The sequence below is a fragment of the Nocardiopsis mangrovi genome (assembly GCF_042653925.1).
GTDB lineage: Bacteria > Actinomycetota > Actinomycetes > Streptosporangiales > Streptosporangiaceae > Nocardiopsis_B > Nocardiopsis_B mangrovi.
On the sequence record NZ_JBHSFQ010000012.1, the window covers coordinates 98,498 to 113,230 of the forward strand.

Consider the following 14,733-nt stretch of genomic DNA (forward strand, 5'->3'; position numbering starts at 1 on the left):
CGGTGTGGCGGCCCCGGATCGACTCAGCGCGGGAAGGACCGCCCCGCGGGGGCGGCGGCGACCGGCGCGCGGCCGGCGGCGGCCGCCGGGTGGGCCCCGGTGACCAGGTGCCGGGCCAGGGTGTCGATGGTCGGGTATTGCCAGGCGAGCAGGGTGGGGACGGGGCGCCCCATGTGAATCTCCAGCGCTCCGGTCAACTCCGTCGCACCGCGGGAGGTGAGTCCGAGCGCGGTGAACGGCACGGCCGGATCGACCTGCCAGGGATCGGCCGCGGTGCGCCGGGCGACCTCCTCGATCAGCCAGGCGCGCAGCTCCGAAACACCGTCGACCGCGTCGGTCATTTTCCATTCCCCATTTTCGAACCGGATATTAACGACAGAACGACACGCCGCGTCGGACGCCGGATGCGAGTATCCTCCCACATTCACCATGGTGCAACACGCACCGCGCATACCCACGTACCACGGAAGCGGACATCCCACCCGTGTCGCCCATTGGGCCGACACGCCCATCGCACCAGGGAACGGCAGCGCAGCGCCCCTCTGAGAGCAATATCAAGGATTCTCATCAAAGGTTTTCCGAATTCCCATGCGAAACGGACACCCGCGCCACGGAAGGCATTTCCGGCACCCTGCGGTTCAGAGGGTCCGATTCATCGCCGGCAACGGATCCGAAATGATACGGGCATCGCACGGTCGCGCCAATGCGCGCCGGACCCCAGCCGCATCGAAATGGCAATGCGGCGTTCGCGCGGATGCCCGCGCGAACGCCGCATTCCGGTGCGCGAGGGGAACGCCCCCTCGCGCCGCCGCGCGGACCGGGTTCCGCGGTCCGCTGCGGGGGCGGTGAACGGGGCGCGGCCCCGCCCACCGCCGGGGTCAGCCCGCCTGGACCGGGACCTGGGGGCCTTCGGACGCCTGCACCAGGACGAACCCCTGGCCTTCGAACGCCAGCTGCACGGCCTCGCCGCTGCCGCGGCCGATCAGCGCCCCGGCCTTGACCGTGCGGCGCACACCGGTGTGCAGAGACGACGACCAGGCGACCGCGGAGTCGGTGTCGACGAAGGTGGGCTGGTCGACATTGAGCAGCACCGGCATGCCGTGGCAGGCGATCGCGATCCGCCCGTGCCCGGTGAACACCGTGTTGAACAGCCCGCCGGTGGCGATCCCCGCACCCTCGACACGCTTGATGTCCCAGCTCAGGCCGGACTCGAAAGCGAGCACGTTCTCGCCGCTGACCGTGACGGAGTCACCGTCGAGATCGATGACGTGCACGTCCCAGGCGTCGCGCGCCAGGAAGACGTCGCCGCGCCCGGAGACCTTCATCAGCGGCAGGCCCTCGCCGGTGACCGCCTTCTTGAACAGCTTCCCGAGGCCGCCCGCCCCCTGGTAGGCGAAGTCCACCTCGCCCTGGTAGGCGACCATGGCGCCCTGCCGGGCGAAGAACTCGCCGTTGAAGCTCACCCGGAGCATCTTGGGGTTCTGGAGGGTCATCCCCGGCTGGGCGGATTCCCGTACTTGATCGAACAGTTCGCTACGCATGCCCCAATCCTCCCCGATCTCCGCACACGACGGTGCAGGATCGGGGAGGCGGCGGCCCCGCGGGTCAGGAGGCCATGGCGCGGATTCGGGCGACGACCGCGTCGTCGCGGGCCGCGGTGGCGAGGCCGGCGGCGAAGGACGCCGCGTCCTGGCTCGGCACCAGCGCGCCCAGGCGCGCCTCGGATTCGGGCAGGCCCAGGCGGGCCGCCCCGTCGCGGGCGCGGCGGTCGGTGTAGGGACGCAGCCAGGGCCAGATCGCCTGCGCCTCGCGGCAGAATATCGCCGCCCCGGTCGGGCCGATGCCCGGGAAGCGGCGCAGGCCCTTTTCGAGCCGGGCGCGCGAGCCGTCCGCCTCGGCGGCGAGCCGGCGCAGGTCGCCGCCGTAGTCGTCGATCAGCAAGCGTGCGCACTCCCCGAGCCGCGTGGCGGTGCTCTCGTCGTAGCGCACGTAGCCGCCCCGCCCCAGCGCCTTGACCCTTTGCCGCCAGGTCATGCCGGCCATCCCGCGCGGCGTCGTACCGCCGGCCGCCATCAGTTCGCGGGCGGCGGCGACGGCGATGCCGGCGGAGATGGGCGCGGACAGCAGGTTCACCAGGACCAGCAGCTGCCACAGAGGCGCCGGCCGGTCCGCAAGGCGGATCCCGGCGCGGCGCGACAACGGTTCGGTCTCGTCGACGACGGCGCGTGCGACGTTCTTCTGCGACGCCATGGTTCCTCCTTCCCCAAGGGCCGCGGTCGACCCTCGGGGGCGCCACTACCCGCGCGGACGCGCTTCCACCGTCCCGGGCCGGGCGGGAGCACCGGCCACCGCGAAGCGCCTGCGGGTAGGCTGGACCCATGACCAGCAGCCCCGAAGCCGCCCCCACCGGGAGCGCCGGCGCCTTCGACGACGTCGTCTTCGACGTCTTCGCCCGGCGGTGCGCCTCGCGCAGCGCCCTTGAGAACATCACCGGCCGCTGGGGCGTCCTCGTGCTGGCGGCGCTGCACGACGGCACCTACCGCTTCAACGCGCTGCGCCGCCGGGTCGACGGCGTCAGCGAGAAGATGCTCGCCCAGACGCTGCACACTCTGGAGCGCGACGGCCTGGTCGTGCGCACGGTCCTGGGGCAGATCCCGCCCCGCGTCGAGTACTCGCTCACCCCGCTGGGCCGCGACACCTCCGCGAAGCTGCTGGAGCTGATCGGCTTCCTCGAAGACCGCATGGGCGAGGTCGTCGCGGCCCGCGACGGCTACGACTCCGCCCGCGGCTGACCCCGCGCCGCTCCGGCCGGCCCGCGGCCGCCGGACGCATCACCGGTCGGGCCCGCGGCCCGACCACGTCCACGCGTAGCCCGCGTCCTCGGCCGCCGCGCCGCCCTCACCGAGGTCCAGCGGGCGGAACGTGTCGACCATGACGGCCAGCTCGTCGAACGCCTGCACACCGATGCTGCGCTCGTAGGCGCCCGGCTGCGGCCCGTGCGAGTGCCCGCCCGGGTGCAGGGAGACCGACCCCTGGCCGATCCCGGATCCCCTGCGCGCCTCGTAGTCGCCGCCGCAGTAGAACATGACCTCGTCGGAGTCGACGTTGGAGTGGTAGTAGGGCACGGGGATCGACAGCGGGTGGTAGTCCACCTTGCGCGGGACGAAGTTGCAGATGACGAAGTTGGTCCCGGCGAAGACCTGGTGCACCGGCGGCGGCTGGTGCACGCGCCCGGTGATCGGCTGGAAGTCGGCGATGTTGAACGCGTAGGGGTACAGGCAGCCGTCCCAGCCCACGACGTCGAAGGGGTGGTGCGGGTAGGTGTAGCGGGTTCCGGCGATCCCGCCGGGGCCGCTCCCGCGGTGCTTGATGAGCACGTCGACGTCGGCGCCGTCTGCCAGCAGCGGCGCCGAGGGGCCGCGCAGGTCGCGCTCGCAGTAGGGGGCGTGCTCCAGCAGCTGGCCGTAGGCCGACAGGTACCGGCGGGGCGGCGCGATGTGGCTGTTGGCCTCGATCGCGTAGGCCCGCAGCGGCTCGGCGCCGCGCGGGACCCAGCGGTGGGTGGTGGAGCGCGGGATGACCGCGTAGTCGCCGGCGGCGACCTCGAGCGCGCCGAAAACGGTCTCCAGGGTGGCCGATCCCGACTCGATGTAGACGCACTCGTCGCCGATGCCGTTGCGGTACAGCTCCGAGGGGCGCCCCGCGGCCACATAGGAGATGCGCACGTCGTCGTTGCCCAGGATCAGGCGCCGCCCCGTCACGGCGTCGGTTGCCGCCCAGCCGGCGCCGAAGAGCGTGTGCAGCCTAAGGTGGCGCGGGATGAGCGGCGCGTTGGGCGTGCGGGTCTGGTCGGGGGGCCGCCAGGGCGCGGCGTCCACGATCGCCGAGGGGATGTGGCGGTGGTAGAGCAGTGAGGAGTCGGCGGAGAACCCCTCCTCGCCCATCAGCTCCTCGTAGTAGAGGCCGCCCTCGGGGCTGCGGTGCTGGGTGTGCCGGGTGGGCGGGACCTCACCCAGGAGGCGGTAGTACGCCATCGTCGTGCTCCTTCCGTGGTGGGGGGACGCGGGTGGCCGCCGTGCCGCCGGTCCCGCTGTCGTCCGCCGCGCCGGTGGCGGCGCGCACGGCCGCGGCGATGCCCGCTGGGTCGCCGGCGAGGGGGACGGCGGCGATGTGGGCGTCGGGGCGCAGCAGCCACACCTCCCCCGGGCGGCTGCCCAGGGCGCGCGACAGGGTGCCCGAGGGGTCGATGCGGGGCAGCGCCCAGGTTTCGACGGGGGCCGGCGTGGCCTGCTCGGCGGCCGAGCGCACGGCCTCCACCTCGGCGGTTCCGGTGGTGAGCAGCGTCAGCCCCGCGCGGGCGAGCGGGCGCAGCCGGGAGGACCCGGGGGCGCCGGGGACCGTGACGGGTGCATCGGGCACCAGGACGCCGGGGCAGGGCGCGGGCGCGCGGCCGCGCGGCGGGCGGCCGGGGAAGGGGCGGTCGGCGGCGGGGGTGGTCAGCGGGGACGCGGTGTACCAGAAGGGCTCGCTGAGCCGGCCGGAGTCGACCAGGGCCTTGGCGGAGTCGTCGGTGACGGCGCGCCGCAGGACGTCGCGCCGGTGGGCGTGGCCGGCATCGTCGCGGGGGACCAGGAAGCGCATGGTCGCGCCGGTGATCTCGGCGTTCTCGCGGGCCGCGGCGCGGCGCTCGGTGTCGTAGGTCTCCAGCAGGTCCTCCCCCGCCCACCCGTTGCGGTCGAACGCGATCTTCCAGGCGGCGTTCTCGGCGTCCTGGACGCCGGAGTTGAGGCCGCGGGCGCCGAACGGGGCGAAGAGGTGGGCGCAGTCGCCGGCCAGCAGCACCCGGCCCGCCCGCATCCTGCTGGCCACGCGGGTGTGGAAGCGGTAGACCGACCGCCACACCACCTCGTAGGGTGTGTCGCCGATGATCTGCCGGATCCGGCGCTCCAGCCCGCCGGACGCCTCTTCCCGGCCGAGGTCGAAGCCGGGCGGCACCTGCCAGTCGATGCGGTACACCGACCCGGGGCAGGGGTGGATGAGGACCTGTCTGCCCGGGTTCCACGCGGGGTCGAAGTAGAAGCGGCGCTCGCGCTCCCAGCCGGTGAGGTCGGCGCGGATGTCGCAGATGAGGAAGCGGTCCTCGAAGCTCTCCCCGGGAAAGCCGATGCCCAGGCCCTCGCGCGCCACGCGCCCGTGCGCGCCCAGGCAGGCCAGGGCGTGGGAGCCGCGCAGCCGGACGGCGCCGGCGGGGGTGCGGCAGTGGGCGGTGACGCCGTCGCCGTCCTGTTCGACGGCGACGACCTCGTGGGACCACCGCACGTCCAGGCCGAGGTCGGCGATGCGCTCGTCCAGGATCTGCTCGGTGCGGGCCTGGGAGATGTTCACGAACGGGGGGAGGGTGCCGGCGCCGGGCCCGCCGGGCGCGGCGCTGAACAGTTCGCGGTCGCGGTAGAACGTCCGCGCGGTGTCCCAGGTCAGTCCTTCCTCTGCGATGGCGCCGGCCCCGACGGTGTCCCAGATGTCGAGGACGTCGCGCTGCTGGACGATCGCGCGGGACCCGGCGACGTCGCGGCGGGGCCGCCCGTCGAGCAGGGTCACGGGAACGCCCCAGCGGGCCAGGAGCAGGGCGGCGGTCTGGCCCACCGGACCGGCGCCCAGCACCAGGACCGGAGGGCTTGCTGCGGTGGCGTCTGCGGGCACGGGGGCCTCCCTAGTCCTGGAGGAGGTCCCAGACCTCGCGGTCGCGTTCGGCGGTCCAGATGACGGGGCGGGTGATGCCGGAGAACTCGTCCCACAGGCGCGAGACGTCGAAGGGCAGGCAGTGCTCGAAGATGGGCCAGTGGCCGTAGCGGCCGGCGAGGGCGGCGTGCGTCGCCGTGAACGCCTCCTTGAGCGTGCCGCCGCGGTCGTGGACGGCGCCGACCTCGCGGATCATGGTCTCCAGGAAGTGCCGCGTCTGGCCGATGGCGGCGTCGACGGCCGCCCGCCCGCGGGTGACGGCCCCGCGCCCGCCGATGAGGGTGTCGGGGCGCAGGGCGGCGACGGCGTCGAGGGTGGGGCCGGCCCACTCGCGGTGGTAGGAGTCGCCGGTGTAGAGGGCGGCTTCGGCCTCCACGAGGTCGCCGGCGAAGAGGATGCGCTGCCGGGGGAGCCAGGCGACGATGTCGCCCTCGGTATGGCCGCGCCCCGGGTGGCGCAGGTGGAGGTCGCCGCGGTCACCGCCGAGGGCGATGGTGAAGGTGTCGGAGAAGGTGGCGGTGGGCCAGGTCAGGCCGGGCACCGATGCGGCGTCCTTGGCCAGGCGGGGCATGCGGCCGAACTCGCTCTTCCAGTCGGCCTCGCCGCGTTCGGCGATGAGGGCGCGGGTGGCGTCGTGCGCGACGACGGTCTGGGCGTCGAACGCGCTCGCGCCCAGGACGCGGACCGCGTGGTAGTGCGACAGCACCAGGTACCGGACGGGTTTGCCGGTGTGGCGGCGCAGCAGGGCGAGCCACTCGCGGGCGGCGGTGGGGGTGGCCAGCGCCTCGAAGCAGACGAGGAAGTCCTCGCCTTCGATGGCCCCGATGTTGGGATCGCCCTCGGCGGTGAGGGCGTAGACGCCGTCGTCGAGGATCTCCAGCGTCCGGGGCTTGTCCGTCAGGTCCGCCGACGATGCGAAGGGCTTGGCTGCCATGGTCGTTGACCTCCGGGCCGTTTCCGGGTGAACCGTGAACCGGGAGAATATGATCAAATATTTGATTAATATGACCGTAACGCGACTCCCAGGACTCACCATAGAGATGGGCATCACTTTCTATGGTGACGTGAATCACAAGATCTCCGGAAAGCGCCCTACCTGGAGCGATACCTGCCCTAGCCTTGGGGAGTGACCCCGGAGCCCGCATCGCCCGACCGGTTGACCTTCTGGTCCTTCGTCGACTACGCCGTCAGCGAGGCCCGGCGCGAACTGCCGTCCCTCGACACCGAGGCGATGCGGCTGATCCTCACGCTGCACCGGGTCACGGGAATGGTCGTCTACGACCTGGAATCCACCGTGCACCGGCCCAGTGGCTGGACATGGCCGGGGTTCCGGGTCCTGTTCGTGCTGTGGCTGGCCGGCGACGTCGAGGCCAAGACCGCCGCGGAGCTGTCGGGCATGAGCCGCGCATCGGTGTCGGCCCTGCTCAAGACCCTGGAGAAGGACGGCCTCGTCACCCGCCGCCCCGCCGAGCACGACCGCCGCGCCGTCCGCCTCAGCCTCACCCCCACGGGCCGCACCGCGATCGCCGAGGCGTTCGGCGAGCACAACGCCCGCGAGAGCTCATGGGCATCGGCCCTCTCCCCCGAGGAGCGCGCGACGATGGTCACCCTCCTCAACAAGCTCCTCACCGGCCCGATCTCGGCCCACGCCAAACGCCGCACCTGACCCGGCCGGGCGGCCCCGAATGGGCGGCCGCCGGCCGGAGCGGCGACACCGGCGGACCGGCCCTGCGCTACGTCTCGAACGCGTTCGCCGCCCTCGTCCGTGCCGCCCGCGTCTCGGGCGACCGCGGAAAGGCCCTCCGGGCGGCGGCGTGCTCGGGGCTCCGGGCGCCGCCCGGAAGGCGCGGGTGGGGGCGGTGGTCAGACGGCGTGCGGCCGGGCGGGCAGGCGGGCGGCCGAGGTGCCCAGGCCCGTGGGGCGCAGGGGCACGACGGGCCGGGGCTCCTCCGCGACCGGGACCGCCGGACGGCGCACCGCGGCCGGCGGGTGCGCGACGGCCGCCGGCCGCCCGGCCTCCGCCGGACGCGGGGCGAGCGGACCGTGCGGGAGGCCCGGGAGGCGGGGGGCGTGGCTGATGCGGAGCTCGGCCTCGGTGTAGCGGACGCACATGCGGTGCCATTCGAGGATCCCGGACATCCAGTCCTTGAGCTCGTCCGCCTGGCGGGTGAGGGCGGCGCGCGCGGCGTCGTCGAGGCCGAGCCGGTCGAACAGGGCGGGCAGGTCGTGTCCTGCCAGGTACTCGAACTGCTCCATCCGCGCGGTCATGAGGTCGACCACGACGTCGCGCGCCGACCAGCGGTCGACGTCCAGGAAGTTCTGCACGACCACGACCATGTTGTGGACCTCGCCCTCGTACTCCACCTCCTTCTGGTAGGAGTGGAGGTCGTTGGCGAAGCAGGCGTAGTCGTGGGCCGAGGTCTCCAGCTCGCGCAGGACCCGGTGGTCGTGCAGGCCGTCGGGGACCGCGCCCATGTGGGCGATCCGGGCCAGGCTCATGGTGAGGTCCGACCCGAACGTCCTGCGGCGCATCTCGATGTAGTCGACGGGGTCGGGCACCCGGTTCGCGGCCTGGTTGTCGAGCTCCCACAGCCAGCTCTCGGTCATGGTCTCGACCGCCGCGCGGAACCGCGCCCTGCCCGCCATGGGCATGGGCCCGGCCGTGCGGCGCCACAGGTCGGCGAGGCCGCGCTCTATGGGGTCGGCGGGTTCGGGGGTCGCTCCGGCGTCGAGCGGCATGAACGCCCCCAGGCGCTCGGTGGCCACCCGCGCGGCCGCGAGGTTGCGGGTGGCACCGAAGACCGCGGGATAGTAGTCGTCGCCGTAGGTACCCCAGGTCAGCCAGTCGGTCGACAGGTTGAGCTGGTCGAGGTCGGCGCGGTTGTGGATCATGGCGGCGCAGTGCGCGAGGTCGATCCCCCGGAACCGGCGCTCGTCCCACAGCGCCCCGGCCTCCACTCCGGGCAGGGAGTCGAACAGCCCCATGCGGCGCGCCCAGTCGACGGAGTCGCGGCGCGACCGGTCGAGGTGCGGGCTGGTGCGGACGGGGAAGGGCATGTACAGCTCGGGCAGCGGGAGGTGCCCCACGGGCTGGAACGGCCGCCGCGACCGCTGCCGGGCGCGGTGGCGCAGCCCGGGCGCCAGCGACAGCGACGGCAGGAGGGAGGCGGTCCCCAGGCCGGTGGGGCCGCCGAGGACCCCGGCCGCGGGGGTGGCGGCGCCCTGGTTCATGTACCGGCTGGACCGGGCGTGCCACTCGTGGCCGCCCGCCTGCCAGTCCTGGAGCCCCTTGACGTAGGCGGCCACCCCGGCCTGCTCGTGCGGGGGCACCGCGTGCTCGGCGAAGAGGGGGGCGAGCTCGCCCAGCGCGGTGTCCTCGAACTGGATCAGCCGGGAGGTCAGCAGCTCGTTGACGAGTTCGGCGGCCTCCTGCGTGGGGCGGTCGAAGAACCGCTCGAAGACCAGGACGGCGTTGGAGTTCTCGCCCTCCTCGCGGACCTCGCGCTGGTAGGAGAACAGGTCGTTGCGCAGGTGCACGGCGTCGGCGAAGGTGTCGCAGAGCACCTGGAGGGGCCGGGTGGCGGCGATGGGATCGGGGATCTCGGCGCCGACGGCGACCTCGACGAGGTTGGCCGACCACGGCGCGCCGCCGACCCGGCGCCGCATCTGGATGTACTCGATGGGGTTGGCGATCCGCTCGCGGTTGATGTTGTCGAGCTCCCACATGGACTCGACCATGAGGTTGTGCGTGCTGGTGATGAAGCGCCGCCGCCACCCGCCGGACATCATCGGCACGGTGCGCCGCCAGAGGTCGTCGAGCCCGGCCTCGGCGGCGTTCCCGGGTACGGGCGCCTCCTGGCCGTCGAGCGTCATGAACAGTTCGAGGCGGTCGAGGTAGTCCTGCGCGCCGTCGAGGTCGCGGGCGTACTTGAACTGCTCCAGGAAGTGGTCGTCGAAGAAGAACACCCAGGTGTACCAGTCGGTGATGAGGTCCAGGGTGGGGGCGTCGCAGTCGGGGTGGGTGTAGGCGCACATCAGCGCGTAGTCCATGGCGGCCAGGCCCGCGTGGTCCCAGACCAGGCCGCCGCCGGGGGTGGGGGTGTCGAGCATCCCCATGGCCCGGGCCCATTCCATTCCGTGCTCCCGGGCCCCCTCCATGTGCGGATTGATCCGCGCGGGGTACGGCAGGTAGAAGTCGGGCAGGATGAATGCTTCCATGAGCGCGCCTACTCTCATCGGCCGCGGACGGTCGTATCTTCCCGGACGGTATCGGCAGCGGCGGGCGGAGGCCGGGCATTCCCCGAAAACGGTGCCGTATATGCGGGATCCCCGTCGATTCGGTGGAGGTACGGCGCGCGGAGGAGCATTCGCCTCCTTCCGGCGGGCGGCGGCGCGCATCCGCCGGCATATCGGATCAGCTCGAATGCGTTCTTCGGATCACCGAATCGCAGACGCGAATACGTCCGTGATTTCCGGAACGCGCGCCTATGATTCTCAATTCGGTCATCGGACGATATTCACCGAAAAACCGCATGGCCGCATCGCGATGTGTGCGGATGCGTCCCATTCCGCCGGACCTCGCGGGCCCGGGCGCACACCCCGCTCCGGGGCGGACGAACGGCCACGGCCACCCCCGCAACGGGATGCGGGGCGCCATTTCACCGCAAGGAGGTGCGCTCCGGTCCGCGGCCGAGGTTCCTCGGCTCCGGCGGGCTCGGCGGACACAGGGCGGGTAGATACCCTCCGTGGTCACATCGGCACTACGGGGATATCCGATGGCGTGTCGCACCGGAGGAACGCATGCTCAGAGTGATAGGCGCGGGCTTCCCGCGGACCGGAACGAGCTCGATGAAAGCCGCACTCGACCGGCTGGGGTTCGGCCCCTGCCACCACATGTTCACCGTGATGGGCACCCCCGGCCTGCCCGCCCTGTGGGAGGGCGCCGCGGCGGCCTCCACCGGGCAGGGGCGCGAGGGGGCCGACTGGCACCGCGTCTTCACCGGCTTCTCATCGGCCGTCGACTGGCCGGCCTCCTTCTTCTGGCGTGAGCTGTCCGCGGCGTTCCCCGACGCGAAGGTCGTGCTCACCGTGCGCGACCCCCGCGGTTGGTACGCCAGCGCCCGCGACACCGTCCTGGGGTCGGCGGCGGAACAGGTCACCGATGGGACCTCTCCGGCTCTCAAGGAGATGACGAGCTTGCGCCCGGTACTGGATCTGATCTGGCGGACCTACTTCGGCACGCGGGCGGGCGTCCTGCCCGACGAGCGGACGGCGATCGGGGCCTTCGAGCGGCACAACGCCCAAGTGCGCGCGGAGATCCCGGCGGACCGGCTGCTGGTCTACGAGCTGGGCCGCGGGTGGGAGCCGCTGTGCCGCTTCCTCGGGGTGGACATGCCCGCCGACGAGCCGTTCCCCCGGCTCAACGACACCGTCTCCACACAGCGACGGCTCAGCGACGTCTTCAGCGGCGGTCCGCTGCGGGGCCCGTTCGAGCCGCACGGCTGACCGGAGGGGCGGGCGGCCCCCGGCGTGCCGCCCGCCCTAGGGAGCGGTCCGGTCGCCCGCGAGTTCGCGCACCGTCTCGGCGAACCCGGGCACCAGCCGGTGGCGGGTGTCCAACGGCCAGCCGAGGGCCACCCGCAACGGCTCCACCCCCGTCAAGGGCCGCCACACGATATCGGGGCGCTGGTAGTAGGCGGAGATCGATCGGGAGACGATGCAGATCCCCACTCCCGATGCGACGTACTCCAGCAGCTCCTCGGCGTTGTCGTTGGCCGGCCCCCACACCGGCTCGGAGCCGTCCGGGCGCGGCACCACTCCCCACCACTCCACCCACGCGCGCGGCGCGTGGCGCGCCCACGGCATGGGCTCGCCGCGCAGGTCCCCGATCGTCAGCGACTCCCGGCCGGCCAGCCGGTGCCCGGCCGCCATCCCCACCGCCCGGGGCTCCTCGGCGACGACTTCGGTATGCAGGCCGGTGAGGTCATTCGGCAGCCAGACGAAGGCGACGTCGACCTCGCCCTCCCGCAGCGCGGGCACCTCGCCGCCCCAGTCGAACCGGTGCGGCACCACCTTCACCCCCGGGTTGCGCTGCTCGAACAGGACGCGGGCGCGTGTGGTGAGGGCGCCCGCCCCGGTCGCCTCGAACCCCAGGCGCAGCTCCATGTCGCCCGCCGCACGCGCGGCGCGCGCCGCGCGCTTGCCCGCCGACCACGCCTCGGTCGTCCGCCGCGCCGCGTGCAGCAGCGCCTCGCCCGCGGGGGTGAGGCGGACATCGCGGGCCCGGCGCTCGAACAGGGGGGTGCCGAGGTTGCGCTCCAATTGGGCGATCTGCCTGCTCAGCGCCGGCTGGGAGACGTAGAGCCGTTCGGCGGCGCGGGTGAAGTGCAGTTCCTCCGCCACCGCGGTGAAGTAGCGCAGGACGCGGGTGTCGACGTCCAAAACCGGCCCTTCGTGTCCGATCGCGCGACCGCGGCGGTTCCCGGGGAGCGATGCGATCAGGTTATGGCAGGAGGTCTTGGACGTTCCACCCGGTTTCCGGCTGAACTGTCCGGTAGTACGAACACGGATGAACGAGAAAGACGGAGAGAACCCGCGATGCGCTACACGCTTTTCGGCCGGACCGGGCTGCGCGTGTCCGAATTCGCCTTCGGAGCCATGACCTTCGGAACAGACTGGAACTGGGGTGCCGCCGAGGACGAGGCCGCCCGGATGTTCGACCTCTACGCCGAGGCGGGCGGCAACTTCATCGACACCGCCGACGTCTACACCGACGGCAGCTCCGAACGGATCCTCGGCCGCCTGCTCAAGGGCCGCCGGGACGACTTCGTGGTCGCGACCAAGTTCACCTGCGCCCCAGCGGGGGGTGGCCCCAACTCCGGCGGCAGCCACCGCACCAGCCTGGCCGCCTCGGTCGAAGGCAGCCTGCGCCGGCTGGAGACCGACCACATCGACGTGCTCTACGTGCACGCCCGCGACCTGTTCACGCCGTTCGAGGAGACCATGCGGGCGCTGGACGACCAGGTGCGCGCGGGCACGGTGCACTACGTCGCGGTGTCCAACTGGCCGGCCTGGGAGATCGCGCGCGCCAACACGCTGGCGGAGCTGCGCGGCTGGTCGCCGTTCGCAGGCGTCCAGCTGCGGCTGAACCTCCTGGACCGCGCCGCCGAACGCGAACTGCTTCCGTTCGCCGAGGCCACCGACACGGCCGTGGTGGCGTGGGGCCCGCTCGCGGAAGGGCGGCTGACGGGCAAGTACCTCCGGGGCGAGGGCGGCCGCCGCGACACCTTCCGCTTCGGCACCGACCTGGCCCGCGACGACGAGACCGTCCGCGCCGTTGTGGAGCTCGCGCGCGAGCGCGGGTGGTCGCCGGCGCAGGTGGCGATCGCCTGGCTGACCACCCGCCCCGGCAACGTGATCCCGCTGCTGGGGGCGCGCAGCGCCGGCCAGCTGCGCGACAACCTGGCGGCCGGCGACATCGAGCTCGACTCCGACGCCCTGCGCCGCCTGGACGCGGTCTCGGCGATCGAGCCCGGCTATCCCGACGGGTTCCTCGGCGACCCCACCGTCCACCAGAGCATCTACGGCGGCTACGGGCCCGGCCCGATCGACGACCGCCGCCGCATCGCCATGCGGCCCTTCACCGCCTGAGCCGCGCGGGTCCGGGGTGCGGCCGGCCGGGCCGCGCCGCGTCGGTCGGAGCCCCGCGCGCGGCCCGGCGGTCGCGGCCCGGTGCGTCCGGGCCGGTGCGCCGGCGGGTCAGCCGGCGGGCTCGGTGTCGTCCAGGGAGTCCAGCCAGGCGCGGACCGACGCGTTGTGCTCGCCCAGGCGGGGCGGCGGGGCGTGGCCGGCGCCGGGGTCGCCGTCGCCCTCGCGGGGGTCGAAGCGGACGGCGGGACCGGGCAGCTCGATGGGTCCCAGAACGGGGTGGTCCACGCCGATCACCAGCCCCTGGGAGCGCACCTGGTCCCACTCGTAGACCTGGTCGATGGTGCGGATCGCCCCGCAGGGGATGCCGATGCCGCCGATGCGCTTGAGCCATTCGTCGCGGGTGCCGGCCGCGAGCGCCGCCTCGATCTCGGCGTTGAGATCGGGGCGGTTGGTGACGCGGGAGGCGTTGTCGGCGTAGCGGGGGTCGGCCGGGTCGATGCCGAGCAGTCCGGCGAACTTGGCCCACTGGCCCTCGCTGGCCACCGCGACCTGGAGCATGCCGTCGGAGCAGGAGTAGCCGCCGTAGGGGGCGATGGAGGGGTGGTGGTTGCCGATGGCCTTGGGCACCTCGCCCGCCACCGTCCAGCGGGTGCCCTGGAAGGCGTGCACGCCCACGATGGAGGACAGCAGCGAGGTGCGCACGACGCGGCCCCGCCCGGTCTGCTCGCGCTCCAGCAGGGCGCTGAGGACGCCGTAGGCGCCGTTCATGCCGGCGAGCAGGTCGCCGATGGGGACGCCGACCTTGGTGGGCTCCTGCGGCGAAGGGCCGGTGAGGCTCATCAGCCCGGCCTCGCCCTGGGCGATCTGGTCGTAGCCCGCGCGGCCGCCCTCGGGGCCGTCGTGGCCGAACCCGCTGATCGAGCAGACGACCAGCCGCGGGTTCAGCTCCTCCAGTCGCTCCACGGAGAACCCGAGGCGGTCGAGCACGCCGGGGCGGAAGTTCTCCACCAGCACATCGGCGGCGCGCACGAGCCGGGTGAGCAGGGCGCGGCCGTCGTCGGACTTCAGGTCCAGCTCGACGGACTCCTTGTTGCGGTTGCAGGACAGGAAGTAGGTGCTGATGCGGTCGTCCTCGGGGCCGACGAACGGGGGTCCCCACCCGCGGGTGTCGTCGCCGGTGCCCGGCTGCTCCACCTTGATGACGCGGGCGCCGAGGTCGCCCAGCAGCATCGCGGCGTGCGGGCCCGCGAGCGCCCGCGACAGGTCGACGACGACCTTCCCCGTGAGCGGTCCATTGGGTCGTGTCACGTGTGCCCCTATCTGGTTTCGGCGTTGGTGTCGGGC

General features: G+C 73.0%; 13 protein-coding genes. 4 read left to right on the top strand and 9 right to left on the bottom strand.

All coding sequences use genetic code 11. The features are described from left to right. Positions 1–23: 23 nt before the first annotated feature. The 3 genes from ACFO4E_RS14275 to ACFO4E_RS14285 form a co-directional block, all read right to left on the bottom strand. On the bottom strand, positions 24–341 hold the full coding sequence (locus ACFO4E_RS14275) for an acyl carrier protein (RefSeq protein WP_378574729.1): 318 nt from the start codon (positions 339–341) through the stop codon (positions 24–26). A 537-nt stretch (positions 342–878) separates the two neighbouring features. Next, on the bottom strand, positions 879–1,541 hold the full coding sequence (locus tag ACFO4E_RS14280; protein ID WP_378574731.1) for an AIM24 family protein: 663 nt from the start codon (positions 1,539–1,541) through the stop codon (positions 879–881). A gap of 64 nt (positions 1,542–1,605) precedes the next feature. Further along, complete coding sequence (locus tag ACFO4E_RS14285; RefSeq protein ID WP_378574733.1) at positions 1,606–2,250, bottom strand: HhH-GDP family DNA glycosylase; 645 nt, start codon at positions 2,248–2,250, stop codon at positions 1,606–1,608. Positions 2,251–2,378: 128 nt separating this feature from the next. On the opposite strand from ACFO4E_RS14285, the gene ACFO4E_RS14290 reads away from it, so the two are divergent. Continuing rightward, entirely contained in the window at positions 2,379–2,792 is a 414-nt protein-coding gene (locus tag ACFO4E_RS14290) for a winged helix-turn-helix transcriptional regulator (RefSeq protein WP_378574735.1), read from the top strand. A 39-nt stretch (positions 2,793–2,831) separates the two neighbouring features. Here the strand turns inward: ACFO4E_RS14290 and ACFO4E_RS14295 are convergent, their stop codons facing one another. Genes ACFO4E_RS14295 through ACFO4E_RS14305 form a run of 3 tightly spaced genes read right to left on the bottom strand, consistent with a single transcriptional unit; the run spans position 2,832 to position 6,673 of the window. Continuing rightward, the gene (locus tag ACFO4E_RS14295) at positions 2,832–4,034 is read right to left on the bottom strand and encodes a homogentisate 1,2-dioxygenase (RefSeq protein WP_378574736.1); all 1,203 of its coding nucleotides are present in this window, start codon (positions 4,032–4,034) and stop codon (positions 2,832–2,834) included. After that, a complete protein-coding gene (locus tag ACFO4E_RS14300; protein WP_378574738.1) occupies positions 4,009–5,700 on the bottom strand; it encodes an FAD-dependent monooxygenase in 1,692 nt (563 codons plus the stop codon). Before ACFO4E_RS14300 ends, ACFO4E_RS14295 begins: the two co-directional genes overlap by 26 nt. 10 nt (positions 5,701–5,710) lie before the next feature. Then, positions 5,711–6,673 carry an MBL fold metallo-hydrolase gene (locus ACFO4E_RS14305; protein WP_378574740.1) on the bottom strand — a complete coding sequence of 321 codons (963 nt, stop codon included), beginning with the start codon at positions 6,671–6,673 and terminating at the stop codon, positions 5,711–5,713. A gap of 192 nt (positions 6,674–6,865) precedes the next feature. Between ACFO4E_RS14305 and ACFO4E_RS14310 the strand changes: the two genes are divergently transcribed. After that, positions 6,866–7,405, top strand: a complete 540-nt coding sequence (locus ACFO4E_RS14310; RefSeq protein WP_378574741.1) for a MarR family winged helix-turn-helix transcriptional regulator — start codon at positions 6,866–6,868, stop codon at positions 7,403–7,405. Positions 7,406–7,602: 197 nt separating this feature from the next. On the opposite strand, the gene ACFO4E_RS14315 is transcribed toward ACFO4E_RS14310, so the two are convergent. Further along, complete coding sequence (locus ACFO4E_RS14315; protein ID WP_378574743.1) at positions 7,603–9,957, bottom strand: terpene synthase family protein; 2,355 nt, start codon at positions 9,955–9,957, stop codon at positions 7,603–7,605. Between the two features lie 582 nt (positions 9,958–10,539). Here ACFO4E_RS14315 and ACFO4E_RS14320 point away from each other — a divergent pair. Beyond that, positions 10,540–11,244, top strand: coding sequence for a sulfotransferase family protein (locus ACFO4E_RS14320; RefSeq protein ID WP_378574744.1), 705 nt, complete (start codon positions 10,540–10,542; stop codon positions 11,242–11,244). A gap of 36 nt (positions 11,245–11,280) precedes the next feature. Here the strand turns inward: ACFO4E_RS14320 and ACFO4E_RS14325 are convergent, their stop codons facing one another. Beyond that, entirely contained in the window at positions 11,281–12,180 is a 900-nt protein-coding gene (locus ACFO4E_RS14325) for a LysR family transcriptional regulator (RefSeq protein WP_378574746.1), read from the bottom strand. Positions 12,181–12,336: 156 nt separating this feature from the next. Here ACFO4E_RS14325 and ACFO4E_RS14330 point away from each other — a divergent pair, with 156 nt between their 5' ends. After that, positions 12,337–13,389, top strand: a complete 1,053-nt coding sequence (locus ACFO4E_RS14330) for an aldo/keto reductase (RefSeq protein WP_378574748.1) — start codon at positions 12,337–12,339, stop codon at positions 13,387–13,389. Between the two features lie 108 nt (positions 13,390–13,497). On the opposite strand, the gene ACFO4E_RS14335 is transcribed toward ACFO4E_RS14330, so the two are convergent. Next, a complete protein-coding gene (locus ACFO4E_RS14335) occupies positions 13,498–14,697 on the bottom strand; it encodes a CaiB/BaiF CoA transferase family protein (protein WP_378574749.1) in 1,200 nt (399 codons plus the stop codon). Positions 14,698–14,733 lie beyond the last annotated feature (36 nt).

Bases quoted from the DNA above. Each gene is read 5' to 3' on its own strand.
- ACFO4E_RS14330 (WP_378574748.1), top strand. From the start codon at position 12,337: ATGCGCTACACGCTTTTCGGCCGGACCGGGCTGCGCGTGTCCGAATTC.
- ACFO4E_RS14320 (WP_378574744.1), top strand. From the start codon at position 10,540: ATGCTCAGAGTGATAGGCGCGGGCTTCCCGCGGACCGGAACGAGCTCG.
- ACFO4E_RS14280 (WP_378574731.1), bottom strand. From the start codon at position 1,541: ATGCGTAGCGAACTGTTCGATCAAGTACGGGAATCCGCCCAGCCGGGG.
- ACFO4E_RS14315 (WP_378574743.1), bottom strand. From the start codon at position 9,957: ATGGAAGCATTCATCCTGCCCGACTTCTACCTGCCGTACCCCGCGCGG.
- ACFO4E_RS14285 (WP_378574733.1), bottom strand. From the start codon at position 2,250: ATGGCGTCGCAGAAGAACGTCGCACGCGCCGTCGTCGACGAGACCGAA.
- ACFO4E_RS14295 (WP_378574736.1), bottom strand. From the start codon at position 4,034: ATGGCGTACTACCGCCTCCTGGGTGAGGTCCCGCCCACCCGGCACACC.
- ACFO4E_RS14290 (WP_378574735.1), top strand. From the start codon at position 2,379: ATGACCAGCAGCCCCGAAGCCGCCCCCACCGGGAGCGCCGGCGCCTTC.
- ACFO4E_RS14305 (WP_378574740.1), bottom strand. From the start codon at position 6,673: ATGGCAGCCAAGCCCTTCGCATCGTCGGCGGACCTGACGGACAAGCCC.
- ACFO4E_RS14275 (WP_378574729.1), bottom strand. From the start codon at position 341: ATGACCGACGCGGTCGACGGTGTTTCGGAGCTGCGCGCCTGGCTGATC.